At 43.0% G+C, this 19484-nt stretch carries 19 protein-coding genes and 1 pseudogene; 6 read left to right on the forward strand and 14 right to left on the reverse strand.

The window, feature by feature from the left end:
• The first annotated feature begins 8 nt into the window (after positions 1 to 8).
• From WH214_RS02910 to secF, 6 genes are all read left to right on the forward strand, one after another.
• On the forward strand, positions 9 to 1037 hold the full coding sequence (locus WH214_RS02910; RefSeq protein WP_339422169.1) for a hypothetical protein: 1029 nt from the start codon (positions 9 to 11) through the stop codon (positions 1035 to 1037).
• 25 nt (positions 1038 to 1062) lie between these two features.
• Positions 1063 to 1632, forward strand: coding sequence for a LemA family protein (locus WH214_RS02915; protein WP_004983531.1), 570 nt, complete (start codon positions 1063 to 1065; stop codon positions 1630 to 1632).
• A gap of 315 nt (positions 1633 to 1947) precedes the next feature.
• Entirely contained in the window at positions 1948 to 3078 is a 1131-nt protein-coding gene (gene tgt, locus WH214_RS02920; RefSeq protein WP_339422168.1) for a tRNA guanosine(34) transglycosylase Tgt, read from the forward strand.
• 104 nt (positions 3079 to 3182) lie between these two features.
• A complete protein-coding gene (gene yajC, locus WH214_RS02925; RefSeq protein ID WP_004697692.1) occupies positions 3183 to 3512 on the forward strand; it encodes a preprotein translocase subunit YajC in 330 nt (109 codons plus the stop codon).
• Between the two features lie 55 nt (positions 3513 to 3567).
• A complete protein-coding gene (gene secD / locus WH214_RS02930; RefSeq protein ID WP_339422167.1) occupies positions 3568 to 5469 on the forward strand; it encodes a protein translocase subunit SecD in 1902 nt (633 codons plus the stop codon).
• Between the two features lie 8 nt (positions 5470 to 5477).
• Positions 5478 to 6452 (forward strand): protein translocase subunit SecF, encoded by a 975-nt coding sequence (secF, locus tag WH214_RS02935; RefSeq protein ID WP_005401700.1) that lies wholly within the window; start codon positions 5478 to 5480, stop codon positions 6450 to 6452.
• 32 nt (positions 6453 to 6484) lie between these two features.
• Here the strand turns inward: secF and WH214_RS02940 are convergent, their stop codons facing one another.
• From WH214_RS02940 to WH214_RS03005, 14 genes and pseudogenes are all read right to left on the reverse strand, one after another.
• A complete protein-coding gene (locus WH214_RS02940) occupies positions 6485 to 7159 on the reverse strand; it encodes a 4'-phosphopantetheinyl transferase family protein (protein ID WP_339422166.1) in 675 nt (224 codons plus the stop codon).
• Between the two features lie 90 nt (positions 7160 to 7249).
• The gene (gene der / locus WH214_RS02945; RefSeq protein ID WP_004697684.1) at positions 7250 to 8659 is read right to left on the reverse strand and encodes a ribosome biogenesis GTPase Der; all 1410 of its coding nucleotides are present in this window, start codon (positions 8657 to 8659) and stop codon (positions 7250 to 7252) included.
• A 169-nt stretch (positions 8660 to 8828) separates the two neighbouring features.
• A pseudogene (gene bamB, locus WH214_RS02950) lies at positions 8829 to 9975 on the reverse strand (outer membrane protein assembly factor BamB).
• A complete protein-coding gene (locus WH214_RS02955; RefSeq protein ID WP_005401704.1) occupies positions 9972 to 10670 on the reverse strand; it encodes a YfgM family protein in 699 nt (232 codons plus the stop codon). The pseudogene bamB and the gene WH214_RS02955 overlap by 4 nt, the downstream one beginning before the upstream one ends.
• A 27-nt stretch (positions 10671 to 10697) precedes the next feature.
• Positions 10698 to 11993 carry a histidine--tRNA ligase gene (gene hisS / locus WH214_RS02960; protein WP_339422165.1) on the reverse strand — a complete coding sequence of 432 codons (1296 nt, stop codon included), beginning with the start codon at positions 11991 to 11993 and terminating at the stop codon, positions 10698 to 10700.
• Positions 11990 to 13105, reverse strand: a complete 1116-nt coding sequence (ispG, locus tag WH214_RS02965; protein ID WP_339422164.1) for a flavodoxin-dependent (E)-4-hydroxy-3-methylbut-2-enyl-diphosphate synthase — start codon at positions 13103 to 13105, stop codon at positions 11990 to 11992. Before ispG ends, hisS begins: the two co-directional genes overlap by 4 nt.
• A gap of 18 nt (positions 13106 to 13123) precedes the next feature.
• Positions 13124 to 13900 carry a helix-turn-helix domain-containing protein gene (locus WH214_RS02970; RefSeq protein WP_339422163.1) on the reverse strand — a complete coding sequence of 259 codons (777 nt, stop codon included), beginning with the start codon at positions 13898 to 13900 and terminating at the stop codon, positions 13124 to 13126.
• Positions 13891 to 14646: a type IV pilus biogenesis/stability protein PilW gene (gene pilW, locus WH214_RS02975; protein ID WP_279745532.1), complete on the reverse strand. Its 756-nt coding sequence runs from the start codon at positions 14644 to 14646 to the stop codon at positions 13891 to 13893. The genes WH214_RS02970 and pilW overlap by 10 nt, the downstream gene beginning before the upstream one ends.
• Positions 14647 to 14707: 61 nt before the next feature.
• Complete coding sequence (rlmN, locus tag WH214_RS02980) at positions 14708 to 15943, reverse strand: 23S rRNA (adenine(2503)-C(2))-methyltransferase RlmN (RefSeq protein ID WP_130235009.1); 1236 nt, start codon at positions 15941 to 15943, stop codon at positions 14708 to 14710.
• A gap of 122 nt (positions 15944 to 16065) precedes the next feature.
• Positions 16066 to 16497: a nucleoside-diphosphate kinase gene (ndk, locus tag WH214_RS02985; RefSeq protein ID WP_004983508.1), complete on the reverse strand. Its 432-nt coding sequence runs from the start codon at positions 16495 to 16497 to the stop codon at positions 16066 to 16068.
• Between the two features lie 110 nt (positions 16498 to 16607).
• The gene (gene iscX, locus WH214_RS02990) at positions 16608 to 16808 is read right to left on the reverse strand and encodes a Fe-S cluster assembly protein IscX (protein WP_339422162.1); all 201 of its coding nucleotides are present in this window, start codon (positions 16806 to 16808) and stop codon (positions 16608 to 16610) included.
• A 90-nt stretch (positions 16809 to 16898) separates the two neighbouring features.
• Positions 16899 to 17450: a phosphatase PAP2 family protein gene (locus tag WH214_RS02995; RefSeq protein ID WP_004697666.1), complete on the reverse strand. Its 552-nt coding sequence runs from the start codon at positions 17448 to 17450 to the stop codon at positions 16899 to 16901.
• 192 nt (positions 17451 to 17642) lie between these two features.
• Positions 17643 to 18923, reverse strand: a complete 1281-nt coding sequence (locus WH214_RS03000; protein WP_339422161.1) for a glycosyltransferase family 4 protein — start codon at positions 18921 to 18923, stop codon at positions 17643 to 17645.
• 140 nt (positions 18924 to 19063) lie between these two features.
• Complete coding sequence (locus WH214_RS03005) at positions 19064 to 19480, reverse strand: hypothetical protein (RefSeq protein WP_004983505.1); 417 nt, start codon at positions 19478 to 19480, stop codon at positions 19064 to 19066.
• Positions 19481 to 19484: the final 4 nt, after the last annotated feature.

The raw sequence follows: 19484 nt of genomic DNA on the forward strand, positions 1-19484 counted from the left end.
AACCTCACATGCCTATCGATACGATCAAACATTCCATTCATATTCGACGTAAAAAAAATAAAATTGTGTTTGATAATATCGATAGGCTTTGGGACATTGGTCGAGGGGCCGATTCGGCACAAGATATTCTTGACCGACTGCACCCTTGGAATGCCCCGATTACCCTCAAATTTGAAAATGTGCTGCCTATTCTACTTGGAATAGTCGGCATTTTTTTTATTGTGCCAGTGTTCTTTGCCGGAGAGCACATTTGGACCTTATTCAGCTTTTTATTCGGCTTAGGCTGTCTGCTTTGGGCCTATTTAAGTTATGAGCAAGATGATCCGCTTGAAGAGGTCACCGACTATCTCGAAAAACAAATTATTCATAAAAAATACCAGCTCAACGAGTTTACCCCTCCGCAGCATATTGGCGTGGCCCTACAACCTGCATTTTTTATTGCCCACCTCAAACAGCTGTTTCCAATTTTTAATCAAGGCACCATCAGCAATGATATTCCTTACTACGCCAGTACCACTTGGCAGGATGAAGCAGGACAACAACATCAGGTTTTGCTGTTTCAATACCACTTTGTCGATGAAATTCGCGTACGTGATAAAGATGGCAATGAGTTAAAAGTGAAAGAAGTGCATAAAGACTTATGGGGATGTTTTGTCTTTGAGGTACCCACGCAAGGACTCGCGATTACCGCATACAATAAAAAATTCTATTATCCCTATAGTTTTCCATGGCATAGCAGTGATATTCAGATTAACCATAAACTCAAATTTTTTGGTACTGACCAGATGCAGATGGCCAAACTTCTCTCCCCTGCATTTGTACTGCGTACTGCCGATTTTTTCCGTTCTCGTGAAGGCGATTTACTTTTTCATCCTGAAAAAAATATCTTGTGCTATATCAGCCCACAAAACCTGTTTGAAATATCCAGCAAAGCAAAAAAAATCAATGACATTTCTACATTACGTGGACACTTACGCACTTTTAAATTACCTTATCTAGAGCGCTTAGAATCTGATCTAACGCAATTTTTAAAATAATGACATTTTGCCGTTTGAGGACTGTATGGGGCTATTGATTTTCTTATTGATTATTATTGCGATCGTGTTTGGCGTAATCGTCATTCGCAATAATATTGTGCGACACCACAATGCAACCATTCGCGCATGGTCGGATGTAGCAACCTATGAGCGTCAGAAAATAAAAATTCTAGATGGCTTAGAACCTTTGGTCGAACAATACTCTAGCTTTGAAAAAGGCACCTTGGAAAAAGTCACTGAGCTCCGCCAGAACATTCTCAACCTAAATTTGAACAATACAGATGTCAATCAATTACAGCGTATCGAAGCATTGAACCAAGAGCTAATGCGTAGCCTCAATGTTGTGGTCGAAAACTACCCTGAACTTAAAGCCAATGATATTTATCTAAAGATGATGAATGAAATTGAAGAGCAAAATGAAAATGTCGGTGCTGCGATCAGCATTTTTAACCGCAATGTCGAACTGTTTAACAACCACATTCAAATCTTTCCGAACAACATTGTAAACACCATGACTGTCGGTAAAAAAGCTGTGCGTCCATTCCGTGACGCTGCTGCGCTGCAAAATTTTGATTACCGTCCCAATTTCAACTAAAAAGATCGCTTTAACACAAATAACACATCCAGGGCACTCAAAATGAGTGCCTTTTTAACCTCTACGTTCACAGCCTCGTCTAGGCGATCCACTCTTTTCATCCTAATCACGACTCACTCGCCACCATGACATAAATTCAAACCGAAACAGCCCTTACAGCAAACAACCTTGCTCCGAAATGCTTTGCGTTAAAAGTGTTACAACACTGGTGTTTATTTGCATAATCAAGGAAAATAGCCTCCTTTTAGCGGCGAACTGTTTTTTCGCTCTTGCACTGCAAGCAGAGCAGTGCTTTGCTCTTGTTCAGGATATTTTATGAAGTTTGAAAAATTAGGTCAGTCGGGTCGCGCCCGTCGTGGTCGTTTAACTTTAGAGCATGGTGTGGTTGAAACCCCTGTGTTCATGCCTGTCGGTACTTATGGTACGGTGAAAGGCATGCTCCCGCGTGATATTGAAGACATCAAAGCGCAAATTATTTTAGGTAACACCTTCCATCTTTACCTACGCCCTGGCCTTGAAGTGATTAAAGAGCATGGCGGCCTGCATAAATTCATGAAGTGGGATAAACCCATTCTGACCGATTCAGGCGGCTTCCAAGTCTTCAGTTTGGGCGCGATGCGTAAAATTAAAGAAGATGGCGTAACGTTCCGCTCTCCAATTGACGGCTCTAAAGTCTTTTTGTCTCCTGAAATCTCAATGGACATCCAACATACATTGAACTCAGACATCGTGATGATTTTTGACGAATGTACGCCTTATCCTGCAACGCATGAAGAAGCGCAAAAGTCGCTACAATTGTCATTGCGTTGGGCAAAGCGTTGTAAGACTCAGCATCATGATGTGCTTGAAAATAAAAATGCGCTCTTCGGCATTATTCAAGGCGGTATGTATGAAGACTTACGAGATGAGTCTTTAAAAGGCTTGCTTGAAGTGGGTTTTGACGGTTATGCCATTGGTGGTCTGTCCGTCGGTGAACCGAAAGAAGAAATGATCAAAGTGCTGGATTATCTTCCAGAAAAAATGCCAGCAGACAAACCGCGCTACCTAATGGGCGTAGGTAAACCTGAAGACATCGTGGAAGGCATCCGCCGTGGCGTCGATATGTTTGACTGTGTCATGCCTACACGTAATGCCCGAAATGGACATTATTTTGTGACCGACGGTTTAGTACGTATCCGTAACAGTAAATACCGTCATGATCAAAGTCCGCTGGATCCACACTGCGACTGTTATACCTGTACCAACTTTACTCGCTCTTATTTATTCCATTTGGAAAAATGTGGCGAGATGCTGGGTTCAATGCTCGGTACTATTCACAACTTACGTTACTACCAACGTTTCACTCAAGACATTCGTGATGCATTGGATAATGATCGCTTTGATGCCTTTGTTGAAGATTTTTATGCACGTCGTGGTTTAGAAGTTCCACCTTGCCCCCAAGATTAATTGTTGTGAGCATTTGCGCTTGGTAAAAAGACAAGGTAAATTGCAGAACAAGTCTATTTATGATCAATTCGTTGGTCACCGTTTTTTTAGTTTAGGAATTTGAAATGAGCCTTTTTATTTCTACAGCTCACGCAGCGGGTGAAGCTGCACAACAACCAAGTATGGTCGCAAACTTATTGATGATTGCTGTTTTTATTGCAATCTTCTATTTCTTAATTTGGCGCCCTCAAGCAAAACGTGCCAAAGAGCACCGCTCTTTGGTTGAAAGTCTTGGCGTAGGCAGCGAAGTGGTATTTGCTGGTGGCTTAATGGGTAAAATCACTAAACTCGAAGGTGACTTTGCAGTGGTTGAACTGAGCCGCGGTGTAGACGTAAAAATTCAACGCGCAAGTGTGATTTCAGTTCTTCCTGAAGGCACATTAAATAACCTTTAATCAAAAAAATTAGTCGTGCATCCGCACGACTTTTTTCATTTTAAGAAGAAAACAAATGCGTTACCCAGCATGGAAATATCTACTGATTCTCGTGGTTTTGACGATCAGTACATTATATGCCCTGCCTAGTTTGTATCCGGATGAGCCTGCGGTTCAAATTTCTGGTGCCAAAGCTGGTACCCAAATTGACCAAAGCATCGTACAAAAAGCAGAGCAGATTTTAAAATCTGAAAGTATTTCAAGCCATGACAACAGTTTTAGCAATAATGCTGCACTGTTACGTCTTGACTCTAGCGAAGCACAATTAAAAGCCAAAGAAGCGTTACGTCGTGGCCTTGGTGATGACTATGTTGTCGCGTTGAACTTGGCGCCAACCACGCCAGAGTGGCTACAAAAAATTGGTGCAAAACCAATGAAGCTCGGTCTGGACTTACGTGGTGGTGTCCACTTCTTATTAGAAGTGGATATGGATAAAGCAATTGCTCAACGCATGGAAACCTCTGCGACTGATTTACGTCGTCAGTTCCGTGACAACAAAATTAAATTTAACAGCCTTGCATTAAGCAACAACACCATTACCGTTCAGTTCGCCAACAACGATGATCGTACTGCGGCTCAAGACTACTTACGTAGTAATGGTAATGAGTTTAATCAGCAAGCCGTCGCAACTGCGACAGGTTCAACCTTACGCTTAACCTATACCGATGTTCGCCGCCAAGAAATTCAATCTTATGCAGTGAACCAAAACTTAACCACTTTACGTAACCGTATTAACGAGTTAGGTGTGGCAGAAGCCTTGGTACAAACGCAAGGCAATAACCGCATCGTGGTTGAGCTTCCGGGTGTTCAGGACACTGCTGAAGCAAAACGTGTCTTGGGTCGTACAGCAAACCTAGAGTTCCGTTTGGTCTCTGACCAAAATGACCAAGTGATTGACCCTTATACGGGCAAGAGCAATGGTCAACCGCTTCCACCAGGAACCGAGCTTTTTGCATATCAGTCTTTAGACAGCGGACGTGAATTACTTTTAAACCGTAACCGTATTTTAACGGGTGAACGTGTTCAAAATGCATCAAGTGGCTTTAGCCAAGACACTGGTGGTGCTGAGGTAAACATTACCTTAGACACAGCAGGTGGCAAACTGATGTCAGATGCAACCCGTAATGCGGTAGGTAAGCGTATGGCTGTGTTGTTCATTGAAAATAAACAGCGTATTAGCTATATCACAGACCCTGCGACTGGTGCGCAAACCGAAGTCCGTACACCCTATGCAGAGTCTGTCGTGATTAACGCTGCAACTATTCAAGCAGTCCTCGGCTCTCAATTCCGTATTACGGGTCTAGACTCACCTCAAGAAGCGTCCGAACTTGCCCTAATGCTACGTGCAGGTGCTCTTGCTGCGCCAATGTACTTTGTTGAAGAACGTGTAGTTGGTCCAAGCCTCGGTCAAGAGAACATTGATAAAGGTGTGCTATCAACTCAAATCGGTTTCTTACTGGTCGCAATCTGGATGGTAGTCTTCTTCCGTCTCTTTGGTTTAATTGCTAACTTTGCCTTGGTCTTCAACTTAGCCATGATTCTAACCGTCATGTCTTGGATTGGTGCCTCCCTCACCCTGCCAGGTATTGCGGGTATCGTGATTACCATTGGTATGGCGGTCGATGCCAACGTCTTGATCTGTGAGCGAATACGTGAAGAAATGAAGTGGGGAGCATCGCCCAAACAAGCGATTGTGGCGGGTTATGACCGTGCTTATAACACCATTTTCGACTCAAACTTAACCACATTCTTGGTTGCGTTTATCCTATTTGCTATCGGTACAGGCCCAATTAAAGGCTTCGCTGTGACCTTAATGATCGGTATTGTCTGCTCTATGTTTACTGCTATTACAGTAACACGTGCGATTGTACAGCTCATTTATGGCAAAAAACGTAACTTGAAAAAGTTGAGCATATAAGGAGATCGATGATGACTGATGTGACTCAACAAGATTCAAAAAAATACGGCCGTCCAGATGATGAACGTGTGATTGATTTTATGAAGATTGCGCTGCCTGCAGCCATTCTTTCTATTGTCTTAACCATTGGCAGCCTATTCTTTATTTTCACCAAGGGTCTCAACTTAGGTTTGGACTTTACCGGTGGTATTTCTGCCGAACTAAACTATAGCAAACCAGTGAAGTCAGCCGATGTCTCTGCTGCTCTGACCAAAGCTGGCTTTCATGACCCTGTGGTACAAACCATTGGTTCAGATCGTGATTTGATTGTGCGTATGCCTGTACAAGAAGACACAGCCGCAGAAGACTTAACCAAAACCATTACCCAAGCTGTACAGCTACCGGGTAACTCCGCTTCAGTCAACAAAGTTGATGTGGTGGGTGGACAAGTCGGCAATGAACTCTACATTCGCTCAGCGGGTGCTGTGGCTTTAGCGTTACTGCTGATGTTGGTCTACGTAACGATTCGCTTTGAGTTCAAACTGGCGATGGGTGCGGTACTGTCTTTGTTCCATGACGTGGTGGTCACCATTGGTATTTTTGCCATGATGCAGTGGCCATTTGACTTAACCGTCTTGGCTGCAATTTTGGCTCTGATTGGTTTCTCACTGAATGACAACATTGTTGTTTCGGATCGTATTCGTGAAAACTTCCGTAAGATTCGTGGCGCTTCGCCTTTAGAGATCGTTAACATCGCTTTAACTGAGACCCTACGTCGTACCATTCACACCTCAATGACTTTATTGTTGGTGGTGATCTCGATGATGATCCTCGGTGGTGATGGCCTTAAATGGTTCTCTGTTGCGATGTTTGTGGGTGTTTTTGTGGGTACCTACTCTTCAATCTACATCGGTACAGCTTTTGCTTTATGGCGTGGCTTAAACCGTCAAGACTTCATTGTTCAAGTGAAGCCTGAGTTTGAAGAAGAAAATGAAATTCCATAAATACTTACCATAGTATGAAAAAAGAAAGCCTCTCAATCGAGAGGCTTTTTTATGTCGGTGTGAAGATGTTGTACCAGCTCAATCTGAGGCAACGCATAGCCACGACAGGACTGCTCTGCCCGCCAAGCCACGGTCAACATCACATCTCCCAACTCAAAATTTTGATAGGCAAAACTTCCAATCAGCGAATGACTACACATGCCGCCATTATGCGTTGGATGTGCTTGGGTATTCAGTTCATTTAAGTTTAAACGAATGCCTAAACCTGATGCTTTAAGCACAGCTTCTTTGGTGGTCCAGACCTTAAACCAGTATGCTTTGTCCTGATCAAACTGGTGCCACAAGCGAAGTTCCTCTACGTGAAAAGCATGTTTAGCCAAAGCCTCAAAGCGTACTTTTCGGCTTAATTCTTCCACGTCCACGCCTAGATCTTGCATCCGCTCACTCGTAGCTAAAGCATAGTAATTTTGGCTGTGACTATGATTGAAATGAAAGGAAGGCTGATCAAGCAAATAAGGTTTACCTGTCTCACTCAGCACAATTGAGCGATCATCCACAACCATCTGCTGTTGTTCGGATAAGCATTGATTACGATATTGATAAATGGCTTGTTTTCGCTGCGTAATTTGCTCAACACGTGACAGGCTGTGATCCACCTGCACAATGTCCTCAATCTTTTTCAGCTCAACACGTATTGTCCTTGCCACTTTGCCTTCCTATCATAGTTTCATGCATCATAAAATAAAAAAGCCCAAAGATCACTTTGGGCTTTTCAGCATCAAAAACTTAATGCCTGATTAGCGTTTGAATTTCTTCTCAGCTTTCTTAAATTTCTGAACATAACGACGCTTACGCGCTGCTGTACGTTCATCCACCTGTGACTTACGTCCTTCAAATGGGTTTTCAGAGGTTTTAAACTCAATACGCACTGGCGTACCTTCAAGTTTGTACACTTTACGGAATACGTTTTCTAAATAACGACGATAATCCGCAGGGGTTTTATCAACTTTATTACCATGCACTACAATCGTTGGTGGATTTTGACCACCCATATGTGCATAACGCATTTTAATACGGCGACCACCGACCATTGGCGGTTGGTGCGCATCCGTAGCATCACTTAAAATTTGTGTGATTTTTGCAGGTGAAACTTTCAAATGTGACGAATCATAAGCACGGTGAATCGATGGATATAGATCCCCGACACCCGTACCATGTAATGCAGAAATTAAATGCACTTTCGCCCAAGGAATAAAGTCAAAGCGACGATCGACATCCAACTTACATTGTTTACGATCATACTCAGACATATTGTCCCATTTGTTAATCGCAATCACCATCGCACGGCCCGCTTCAAGCGCGTAACCAATCAGATGTAGATCTTGCTCAACCACACCTTCACGTGCATCAAGTACAACCACGATAACATGGGCATCTTTAATGGCTTGTAGCGTTTTCACAATTGAGAACTTCTCAATCATTTCATCGACTTTACCTTTACGGCGCACACCTGCAGTATCGATTAAGGTGTACTGACGGCCATCACGTTCATACGGGATATAGATCGAGTCGCGGGTTGTCCCCGGCTGGTCAAATGCAACTACACGCTCTTCACCCAACAAACGGTTCACCAGCGTCGATTTACCGACGTTTGGACGACCAATAATCGCTAAACGTAAGCCTGTGTTCTTGTCGTGCTCATCTGCATCTTCATCTTCAGGCACACTTGAAAGCACATCTTCAAGCATTTGCTGTACACCGCGACCATGGCTCGCAGCCACTTGCATGGGTTCGCCCATACCCAACTTGTAAAATTCAACAAGTGCAGCTTCGGCATGTACACCATCAACTTTGTTCGCCACAAGGTAAACTTTCTTACCCAGTGTACGCAGCTCACGCGCAATTTGCTCATCCGATGCGAGCAGGCCTGCGCGTGCATCGACTACAAATACAATAATATCGGCTTCATTGATGGCAGTTTTAGACTGTTCTGCCATGTAAGAGTCAATACCGCCTTCATTTTCGCCAATACCACCAGTATCAACCACAATGAAAGACTTATTTTGAAATACAGCATCACCATATTTACGGTCACGAGTCAGACCGGCAAAGTCAGCAACAAGCGCGTCTCGGCTTTTGGTGATCTGGTTAAATAGCGTTGATTTTCCGACGTTCGGACGACCAATGAGCGCAATTACGGGTTTCATAGATTAACCTTTATTCAAGATCAGCCAGTGAGACTGGTCTGAACATCAGAAACTGGAAGAAAAATTAGGTGAAAAACCTGAATAAAAACTCGGGGTTTTGACTAAGCAAACACCCCGAGGAATTTAAAAAAATACGAATTTCGACTAGTTTAACATAAGTCGAACAGAATTAACGATTCTGCCAAATGCTTAATGCACCCTTTCGTGTTGCAACATAGAGTTGATCATCAATCACACGTAAAGTACGCACTTCACCAGACGTCTTCGCACGACCGATCAATTCACCTGTCGCAGGGTTCAGCATGTGCAAAACGCCATCTAGATCACCAACAATTAGGTCTTGGCCCAACATCACAGGATTACTCAATTGGCGATTCAGCAGGCTGTCATTTTCCCAAAGCTTTTGCCCCGTGCTAATTTCATAAGCCACTAACTTGCCGTCAGTTTGCGCCACGAATACACCATTACCCACCACTTCAGGGCGCTGCGTACTACTCGAATCTTCACTCCACACCACTTGCTGTGAAGCCAAATCTGTCATGGTCACTTGACCTTGATAGCTGGTCGTAATCAAGTATTGGCCTGCTACTACAGGATCACCATCAACATCATTCAAACGTTGAATATCGGAACGACCATCCGACACAGCCACACGGCGCTGCATACGTGGCACGCCAGTGAGCACATCTAAAGCATAAACATAGGCATTAGCTGAAGAAATCAGTACTGTACGCGCATCGACAGGAACAGGCGCTGCGTTACCACGTAAGCTAAGTTGTACATTCGGTAAGTTATAGGTCCACACTTGTTGACCTGTGGCCAAAATCATGCGCAAAAACAGTGCCATCATTACTCACATAAATACCACGACCAGCTTGAATCAATGATGGCGCAAGAAGTGCACCCGTTAATTGTGCTGTCCATTTTTGCTCGCCAGTTGCCTGATCTAAAGCAAACAACTGACCTTTGGCGTTACCTACAATGACATGACCATCGGCAGCCTCAACACCTGAACTCAAGCCTGCTTTAGATACTTCTTTCTGCCATAGTTTTTGTTTACCTTGATATGCCGTCACTAGACCTTTAGGGTCAAGTGCAAAAACTACACCATTGTCTGCATCTAAGCGTAAACGTAAAGGATCAGCAGTCGAAGTTGAAGACACACTTTGAGAAAATACAGGAGTCAGGGTTTTCGCCTGCGTCAGTTTTGGAAGTGGATTCGGCTTAACTTCTTCTACTTTTCCGCTACTTGCACAACCCGCAAGTGCTAAAGTTAATACGGTTAATGCGCACGAAATTTTGTATTTTCTATTCATTCAGTTTCTTCCGCTGCTGTTTCTATAAGTGGACGTTCGATTTCAGGATCATCAACTAAAATACCAACACTTTCGAGTTTAATTTGTAAAATTTGGCGTTCTTGTTTACGTTCAACCAACTGATCCCATGCACTTTGGTAGGCTTTTTTCGCATTTTCGATGTCATTTTTAGCCACATAGACATCGCCCAAAGCTTCATCGGCTGTCGCTTTAAAAGCAGGATCTTTTACCAATGCGAGGTTTTTAATCGCATCATCAAACTTCTTTTGCGCCAATTGTGCATACGCTAAACGCAATTTCACAATTTGCACTAAGCCGTCGTCATCCACTTTCGAGTTTTCAACTTTCTTCAACGCTTTTTCAGCACTAGCATAATCCGCTTTGTCATAGGCCAATTTTGCCATTAACAATTGCGTTTGAATGGCCTGCGCCGAATCTGGTGCTTCTTTCACAATTTTGTCGGCAGTTGCTGACAAGGCAGTAAATGCATCACCTTGCGTTGCACGTGCTTCATCCATCAATTGCTGAACTTTAGCCGTGTTCATTTGGTTCTCGGCCAAAGTCTTCTTCTGCCAGTATTGCCATCCAAAAAAGGCAATCAGCGCAATTAAAATCCCACTAATAATGGCTGAACCATATTTCTTAGTGAAAGACTTTAAACTATCAAGTTGTTCTTCATCACTTAATGCGCTCATGTGACTACCCTTTCCTTATATTTTGGCTTATTTTGAAGAAAATTTTTCAATCATAAATGGCACGATGTCATCCACCGCAACCAAAGTTTGTTCAGCTGTTGCCAACTCTTTTACGGCAAACTGTGCAGCTTCCACCTCGCGCTCACCCAAAATAAGGGCAAACAATGCACCAGACTGATCCGCTTTTTTCATTTGTGACTTCATTGAACCATGTGAACCAACTTTCAAACGAAGCGTGCTTGATGCAGCATCTAACTGGTTACGAATTTGTTCTGCAAGCACCAAAGCTTTGCCTTGAGAAGCGGGATCTGCCAATAAAAACATTTCGCAGTCACGTACAGGTGTAGCGTCTTCGACTTGCTCAAGCAACAACAACAGACGCTCCATACCCATCGCAAAGCCAACTGCAGGTACAGACTGATCGGCCTTGCCTTTAAGCTGACCCACTAAGCCATCGTAACGACCGCCCGCACACACTGTGCCTTGTGAACCTAAATGCTTGGTGGTCCACTCAAATACAGTTTTATTGTAATAATCTAAGCCACGCACCAATTTCTGGTTAATCACAAAGCTTACACCAGCATCGGTTAAATACTGCTGCAAAGTTGCAAAGTGCTGTAGCGTTTCTTCCCCCATAAAGTCATGCAACTTCGGCGCATTTTCTAAAATGGCTTGAGTTTTGGCATCTTTAGAGTCAAGAATACGTAGTGGGTTGGTGGTTAAACGACGCTGTGAATCTTCATCCAAATCATTTTTATGTGATTCTAAGAACTCCACCAATGCCGCACGATAAGCTGCACGCTCATTAGACTCACCGAGAGTATTTAATTCAAGTTGAACTTTATCTGCCACACCCATGCGTTTCCACAGACGTGCCGTCATCAAAATCAGCTCCGCATCCATATCTGGGGTTGCAACACCAAAGGTTTCCACGCCGAACTGGTGGAACTGACGGTAACGACCCTTTTGCGGCTTTTCATAACGGAACATCGGCCCAATATACCAGACACGAGGCGTTGCACCGCGAAGCAAGTTATGCTCCAGCATGGCGCGTACACAGCCTGCTGTTCCTTCAGGACGCAAAGTCAAAGACTCAGGCGGATTACCTTTGTCCAAGAAGGTGTACATTTCTTTTTCAACGATATCCGTTGCATCACCAATTGAACGTTTGAACAAATTGGTTTGTTCAACAATAGGCAAACGAATTTGCTGGTAGCCATACGCATCCATCAATGATGCGAGATGCTGTTCAAGACGTCTCCACGCTGGTGTTTGCGTAGGAAGAATGTCATTAAAACCTTTGATTGCGACAATTGAACTCATGATGAACTACGGATGATCTCTTTAGATTTAGCTTCTTCAAGCTCTGAAACACGCTGACGAACCATCGTTTCGATTTCGTCAACCAACTGATTTGTGTCAATTAAATGGCTCTTTTCACCATTACGATACACCAGTGAGCGTGGACTTGCACCAACTACACCAATATCGGCTTCTTTGGCTTCACCCGGACCATTCACTTTACACCCAATCACCGACACATCCATTGGGGTACGAATATCTTCTAAACGGTCTTCTAAGGCTTGCATCACTGAAATCACGTTAAACTCTTGACGTGAACAGCTTGGACAAGCAATGAAGTTAATGCCATTTGAGCGAAGACTGAGTGATTTTAAAATATCAAAACCAATCTTAATCTCTTCTTCAGGTTCCGCTGCCAAGGAAATACGCATGGTGTCACCAATGCCATCCAACAACAAACCGCCCAATGCAATCGCAGACTTCACTGAACCCGTACGATAAATCCCAGCTTCTGTCACACCCAGATGTAACGGATTATCAATTTGCTGTGAAAGTAGGCGATAAGCATCCATGGTTAAAAACACATTGGATGCTTTCACTGAGACTTTGAATTCGTGGAAATCTAAACGGTCTAGAATATCAATATGGCGCATCGCTGACTCAAGCAATGCCTGACCTGTTGGCTCACCATATTTCTTTTGAATATCTTTTTCCAGTGAACCTGCATTCACTCCAATACGCATAGATATATCGTTATGGCGCGCTGCAGCTACCACTTCACGGATTTTAGCTTCAGAGCCAATATTTCCAGGATTAATCCTTAAACAGTCCGCCCCCAAGTCCGCAACACGCAGTGCAATCTTGTAATCAAAATGAATATCTGCAACCAACGGCACCGATGAACGCTTACGAATTTCACCAAAAGCCTCTGCCGCTTCCATCGTTGGTACAGAAACGCGCATGATGTCCGCACCTACATCTGCACAGCGCTGAATTTGCGCCAGCGTTGCTTCCACATCACAAGTTTCAGTATTGGTCATACTTTGAATGCTGATGGGTGCATCGCCACCGACATAGACTGAACCTACACGAATCTTACGAGTAGGCTTGCGTTTAATTGGATTTACAATCATTGCTTTTCCTTGATCCCATTAACGTGACAAGCGGAAATCTGCTTTTCCACCGACGGTATATGGTGACAATGAAATACTTTCATTATTTAAGCTGAGTGACACAGCAGCCGCATCATCGATACGAATCTGAAAAGGAGTCTCGCCAGCAAGCTCAAGTGTAGAAGCTTGACGCCCTGTTGCCAGTACTTTCCCAGTTGAATCGACAATATGTACAGACGTAGGACGATTGAACTCAAGTTTCAACTGATCCCCTGTAGTTGCAGCAGCCCCATTCATATTGATGATTTGTACATCAGATTCCGTCTGCGGAGTCGTAGCCTCATCTGTACTGCCTGACCAATTCTGAATCATGCCGAACAACGCTGCCAAAATCGCAATTACAACAATCACAATCAGTCCACGTTTCAACCATTTACGGTTACGGTCACGGTTAGAACCGGGTAATTTACCCATAATTTTAATCGGTGAATTATTCAATGCATGATTCGGCAATAGCCCCGTATCATTGGCATAGATGTCATCAAAACGCTGAATAATCGTAGTAGCATCCACTTTTAGGAACTTCGCATAAGTACGATAGTAACCCTTAATAAAAGTTGCTTCTGGAAGCGCCGTATATTCGTCCTGCTCAAGTGCAGTTAAAGTCTTGAGTGGAATATTCAACTCTTTGGCAACGTCGCTTAATTCACGTTTTTGTGTAATACGAATTTGACGAAGATAATCACCCGGACGTTGGATATTTCCTAAAGCATTGCTAGAACCATTCGATTGTGGTGAATTAGGATTTACTTCCATACGGCCTCAGTAGTGTACTGTAATTGCAAATAACGTTTGTATTCTTGACTGTCTGGATACAATGCACGTAGCTGGTTGACCAGCACTTGCGAACCCATCGTGTCATGATTTGCTCGCGCAATTCGGATCCCAATCCAAAGCGCACGTGCATCTAAGTTTTTCTCGCCAACCGCTCGCACAAACTGTTCATAGTACTGCGTAGCTTCAGCATTTTGCTGACGTAAATATGAAATTTCCGCCATTTCGATCATGGCAAGATAGGCACCTGAGTTTACCTGTAGAGCTTGTTTAAAAGCAGCTTCTGCTTCCGCCACTCGACCTACTTGTAGATACGCACGACCTAAATTTTCCAATGCTCGATAACGTTGATCATACCCTAAAGTTGAACCTGCAACTTGAAGTTGATCAATCGCGTCATTATAACGCCCAATTTGATATAAATACGTACCGTAGTTGTTACGAGCCTGTGCATTTTTTGGCTCAGCTGCAATTGCATGCTTAAAATAACGCTCAGCCTTTTCCACATTTTGTGGACTGCCTTCACGCTGTAACAACACGCCCATCATCATATTTGCAGATGCATCACGAGAGTCGATGTCTAATGCCTGATCCAATGTACGTTTCGCAGCATCGTAATCATTCGACTTAATATATTCAGCCGCCAACTGCGTTCTAACTTGTACTGCTTTACTTGGATCACCTTTCGTATTCACGGTTTGGCAACCCACTAAGTACCACACTGACATACCCAGTGTCAGCGCAAGGTAAAGTTTAGAAACGGGTTTTTTCAATTGGCATCCCCTTATATTATCCTTGTGAACGTAGAATCTCGTTTTTCTCTGCTACTTTCTTTTTCCACTGCTCAGCACGACGTGTTCGATCAGCCACTTGACCGACCAATTGTCCGCAGGCAGCATCAATATCATCACCACGCGTTTGACGAATCGTACACACAAATCCAGCGTCAGACAAAGTTTTTTGGAAAGAAATAATGCGGTTGCGACTTGAACGACCATAAGGCGCATGTGGAAATGGATTAAACGGAATTAAATTAATTTTACTTGGTAAGTTCTTCAACAGTTTAATCATCTGCTGTGCATGCTCAGGATGATCATTCACCCCATCCAACATCACATATTCAATCGTGACATGCTTACGCGCACTTTCATTACCGTCTTTAGCGATATAACGCTGACATGCTGCAATCAGCTGTACCAATGGATATTTTTTATTGATTGGAACCAATTCATTCCGCAATTCATCATTTGGCGCGTGTAGGGAGATTGCCAGTGCAACATCAATATCTTGTGCCAATTGATCAATTTTCGGCACCACACCTGAAGTTGACAAGGTCACACGGCGCTTAGACATACCATAAGCAAAATCGTCTAGCATAATACGCATTGAGCTCAATACGGCATCATAGTTGAGTAATGGCTCGCCCATCCCCATCATTACGACGTTGGTCACCGAACGCTCACGCTCAGCTACAGGCACATCTTCCATATAAGAATAGTTTGCGACCCATAACTGACCAATAATTTCATCTGGGTTTAAGTCGCGCTGAAAGCCTTGTTTACCGGTTGAACAGAATGAACAATCCAGTGCACAGCCCACTTGAGATGAAATACATAAAGTACGGCGCAAACCACTGCGATGCTCAGCAGGGATCAACACGGTTTCAACCAAAGAGCCTTCGCCCTCACCGACACGAAACACCCACTTACGCGTACCATCTTTAGAATAGTTTTTATGCACCACTTCTGGCGCTTTAATTTCACAGAGCTTTTCAAGTTTTTCACGCAATTTACCTGAGATATTAGTCATCTCAGCAAAATCAGTCACAAAAAACTGGTGAATCCATTTCATCACCTGTCCTGCACGAAACTTTTTTTCTCCCATATCTTCGAAGAATTTTTCAAGCTGCGGACGTGACATGCCAAGTAAGTTCACTTTCGCAACAGAGTTTTGCTGTGCAGGAGCGGATGGAGATTGTTGCTGTTCAGCCGAAACTGTAGAGACAGCGACCACTTCAGTACTCATGTGTATTACCTAAACCATGTCTAACGATGAAAGGAGAAGCTCAATAAACGAGCAGAAATTTATTCAGGGAATAAAAAAACCAGATAAGTATAATAACACTTATCTGGTTTGAATACTTCGAATTAACGAGTACGTGGAGCAATCTCAGTTTGAGCGAAGAAGTAGTTAACTTCACGATCAGCAGATGCTACAGAGTCAGAACCGTGAGCAGCATTTTCGTCGATGCTTACAGCGAAGTCAGCGCGGATAGTGCCTGGAGCAGCTTCTTTAGGGTTAGTTGCGCCAAGGATTTCGCGGTGAGCAAGAACTGCGTTTTCACCTTCAAGAACTGAAACAACAACTGGACCAGAAGTCATGAACGCAACTAGATCAGCAAAGAAACCACGTTCTTTGTGCTCTGCGTAGAAACCTTCAGCTTCAGTTTGAGTCAAGTGTTTCATTTTAGTTGCAACGATTTGAAGACCAGCTTTTTCAAAACGAGCAAAGATGTCACCGATGTGGTTTTTAGCAACTGCGTCTGGTTTTACGATAGATAAAGTACGTTCAATAGCCATGATTGGCTCCTTAAGTCAATGTAGACATGAAAATTTTGGCGCATTATACCGACATAATGCACAATTTTCTGCTTTTACTCTGTAAAAAGTTGCTTTTTTCGATGCAAGGATTATCGCGCTTCGTCAATCCATGCCATTTGAATTGCTTCAAGCAAACTTTCAGTCGACTTGGTCGGATCATCACTAAAGTCTGGTAAGGCACACACCCAAGCATGTAAGTCTGTAAAGCGAATCCACTGCGGATCGACATCTGGATGAGCTTCATACAACTCAATAGCAATATCAATAGTGTCTGACCAACGTAAGCCCATGGTGGAGTCTCATCACAATGTAGAAGATGCTGTACTGTAGCAAACTCTGAAATTTAAGCGCTAGTTTGTTTGAGATAAAATTGGGCTTTTTTACAACACGATATTTAAAAATGGTGCACTACAAATTAAAGCGACGGCTACGACTGCACCTATAGCAGCTCCAACCAGCACATCACTTGGATAATGCAGCCCTAAAATCATGCGTGACGCAGCAACCAAAACAGTAAAAGGCAACATGAGCACCAATAAAATTGGCTGTACAAAGCCCAATAAAGTACTGACCATCACTGCATGTAAAGTATGACCTGAAGGAAAACTAAAATGGTCAAGCGGTCGCTCACCCATTCGAATCACTTGATGTACTTGATAAGGTCTTGGGCGAATAGTTTTGATTTTTAAGACTTTATAAATTAAGGTCCCGCACAATGAACCAAGAACCAAATACACGATTTGCAAACTGTAGACCAATCCTTGCAACAACCAAGTCAAAGCCAACATCGTGTACCAAAAGATGCCATCTCCCAATCGACTGATCCGCTTAAAAAAATTGGCTACAGCATGCGAATGGGAGAAATGATTGAGATAGACACAGCCTTTTAAATCTAAATCTAATATTCTTATTTTTGCAGTTTTAAGATTCATACCACTTCTCCTTAACAACAATGTTGAAAGTTCAGCTGGAAAATCATTGTTATATGACGATTTAATTCATCAAAATCGCTTCTCGTTAAGCTCATATTAAAGGGTATTTTTGACAGTTTGATGATTTAAGTTAAAACCCATCAAAATTACCCAACTCATTTTTATCACTGACGCTTTTAATACAGCTATTGGTTAAGGTACTGCCTTAATATTTGCCGCGTGATATAAGGCTTGCTCAAACTGTTTCACAGGATACTGCCAGCCCACACTTTCAATGTCTTGACGTGCTTGAGTTCCCATACACCTAAGCACCTTTTGCTCTGGCAACTGAATAATAGTTTGCATAAAGTGTGCCACTTGTCCAAAAGGACTCAACCACCCTGTTATACCTTGCTTGATATAGCGCTGTGGACTGGCATAGTTATAGGCCACCACGGGCAAGCCACTGGCCATGGCTTCGAGTACCACATTGCCAAAAGTTTCTATTTGGCTAGCAAAAACAAAAACATCCGCACTGGCATAGGCTTGAGCGAGTGACTGTCCTGTTAAGCTGCCTGTAAAAATAACATCTGAGCCATTTGCTATCTCGGTTAAGCGCTTACGATCTGGCCCATCCCCCACAATCACCATTTTCAACTTGCGTGATTGCTGCTTCTTGATATTCAAATAACTTTGAATGAGCACATCGACTTCTTTTTCTGGAGATAAACGCCCCACATATAACAGCACCGTAGTATTGGCATCTGCTTGCCAACGCTGACGCAATTGTTCTGAGCGATGCTCTGGATGGAAGCGAGTTGTATCTACCCCTCGCCCAACCTCAACTAAAGGACAAGTCACTCCAAAGGCCTGAAGTTGATTTAACGTGGTTTGACTCGGTACACAAGTAAGTACCGTATGGTTATGAAACCAGCGGAGATAGCTTTCAATTGGCTTAACCAGCAAAGCCAAATCAAAGAAGCGACTAAAGTCATGAAAAGTTGAATGAAAGCCACTCGACACTGGAATTTGATGTGCTTGAGCAGCATACAGTGCCGTCAACCCCAACGGTCCTTCCGTCACAATATGGACCACATCTGGTGCGAAGCGTTCAATCGCTTTGCTGACTTTAACATACTGAGGCATACCAAATTGCATGTCAGCATATTTAGGAATGCTCTTTGCCCAGACCAAACACTCCTGCTCTGCCTGAAAGTCGGTACATATGGTTTTTTGTATTGGGCGGATGAGCTGAATACGATGTCCCAGTGTCTGCAAACCTTTACACAGTTGTAACAAAGAGTTCGCCACACCATTGATTTCTGGTGACCATGTTTCCGTCACGATGGTTATTTTTAACTTGGGCTTGAGTGTTTCTTGAAGGATAAAGAGTTCTTGCTGAAGATTATGCCGATGTTGTTGTTTGAGGTAAAACCGCTGTGTTTCTGGAAAATTGTGCTGTTTGAATAATTTTGTTGTCATTGAACCTATCATGTTATTCCAAACTTTTCTTATTTTCCTCCAAGTTTAGTTAAACTTTTTGACAGTTTTATGATAATGAATGCAATAAAATAAAAAGACACCTATGATTAGTAGGTATCTTTTTACATATTAATAGTTTAAATGCCTAAAATTTAAAACATCAAATTAATATACAAGCTATCCTTATACACACCTGCTGGGGTTAAGGCAGTTGGGCGTTCCATCAATTGCACCAAGACTACAAACTTATTTTGCTCAGTTGCTGGTTGAGCAATAGGGCTATTCCAACGTGATGCACTTGCTCCTGAAATATTCATTTGAGTTCTCAATTTATAGTTCTTCTCATTGACTAAATAACTACTCCCTGTTGCATTAGTTAAATTACGCGAATTGAATTTAATCGCGTAATTACTATCACAAGCCACTGAGAAAGAAGTTGCAGCTTGACTAAGATACGATGAACTTAGATTCAACTGGCTTGAAGTTAAACGCTCAATTTGACACTGTTTTGCATAAGCTATTGGGGTAGCCGCCACACAAAACAGCAGTATAATAATGTTCAGTTTCATGGCT

Source organism: Acinetobacter sp. MYb191, assembly GCF_037572605.1.
In the GTDB taxonomy this organism is placed as follows: Bacteria; Pseudomonadota; Gammaproteobacteria; order Pseudomonadales; family Moraxellaceae; genus Acinetobacter; species Acinetobacter johnsonii.

What these genes read in the sequence shown, in the direction of transcription:
- WH214_RS02910 (WP_339422169.1), top strand. Translation starts at nt 9, where the DNA reads ATGCCTATCGATACGATCAAACATTCCATTCATATTCGACGTAAAAAA.
- WH214_RS02915 (WP_004983531.1), top strand. Translation starts at nt 1,063, where the DNA reads ATGGGGCTATTGATTTTCTTATTGATTATTATTGCGATCGTGTTTGGC.
- tgt (WP_339422168.1), top strand. Translation starts at nt 1,948, where the DNA reads ATGAAGTTTGAAAAATTAGGTCAGTCGGGTCGCGCCCGTCGTGGTCGT.
- yajC (WP_004697692.1), top strand. Translation starts at nt 3,183, where the DNA reads ATGAGCCTTTTTATTTCTACAGCTCACGCAGCGGGTGAAGCTGCACAA.
- secD (WP_339422167.1), top strand. Translation starts at nt 3,568, where the DNA reads ATGCGTTACCCAGCATGGAAATATCTACTGATTCTCGTGGTTTTGACG.
- secF (WP_005401700.1), top strand. Translation starts at nt 5,478, where the DNA reads ATGATGACTGATGTGACTCAACAAGATTCAAAAAAATACGGCCGTCCA.
- der (WP_004697684.1), bottom strand. Translation starts at nt 8,659, where the DNA reads ATGAAACCCGTAATTGCGCTCATTGGTCGTCCGAACGTCGGAAAATCA.
- WH214_RS02955 (WP_005401704.1), bottom strand. Translation starts at nt 10,670, where the DNA reads ATGAGCGCATTAAGTGATGAAGAACAACTTGATAGTTTAAAGTCTTTC.
- hisS (WP_339422165.1), bottom strand. Translation starts at nt 11,993, where the DNA reads ATGAGTTCAATTGTCGCAATCAAAGGTTTTAATGACATTCTTCCTACG.
- ispG (WP_339422164.1), bottom strand. Translation starts at nt 13,105, where the DNA reads ATGATTGTAAATCCAATTAAACGCAAGCCTACTCGTAAGATTCGTGTA.
- WH214_RS02970 (WP_339422163.1), bottom strand. Translation starts at nt 13,900, where the DNA reads ATGGAAGTAAATCCTAATTCACCACAATCGAATGGTTCTAGCAATGCT.
- pilW (WP_279745532.1), bottom strand. Translation starts at nt 14,646, where the DNA reads ATGTCAGTGTGGTACTTAGTGGGTTGCCAAACCGTGAATACGAAAGGT.
- rlmN (WP_130235009.1), bottom strand. Translation starts at nt 15,943, where the DNA reads ATGAGTACTGAAGTGGTCGCTGTCTCTACAGTTTCGGCTGAACAGCAA.
- ndk (WP_004983508.1), bottom strand. Translation starts at nt 16,497, where the DNA reads ATGGCTATTGAACGTACTTTATCTATCGTAAAACCAGACGCAGTTGCT.
- iscX (WP_339422162.1), bottom strand. Translation starts at nt 16,808, where the DNA reads ATGGGCTTACGTTGGTCAGACACTATTGATATTGCTATTGAGTTGTAT.
- WH214_RS02995 (WP_004697666.1), bottom strand. Translation starts at nt 17,450, where the DNA reads ATGAATCTTAAAACTGCAAAAATAAGAATATTAGATTTAGATTTAAAA.
- WH214_RS03000 (WP_339422161.1), bottom strand. Translation starts at nt 18,923, where the DNA reads ATGATAGGTTCAATGACAACAAAATTATTCAAACAGCACAATTTTCCA.
- WH214_RS03005 (WP_004983505.1), bottom strand. Translation starts at nt 19,480, where the DNA reads ATGAAACTGAACATTATTATACTGCTGTTTTGTGTGGCGGCTACCCCA.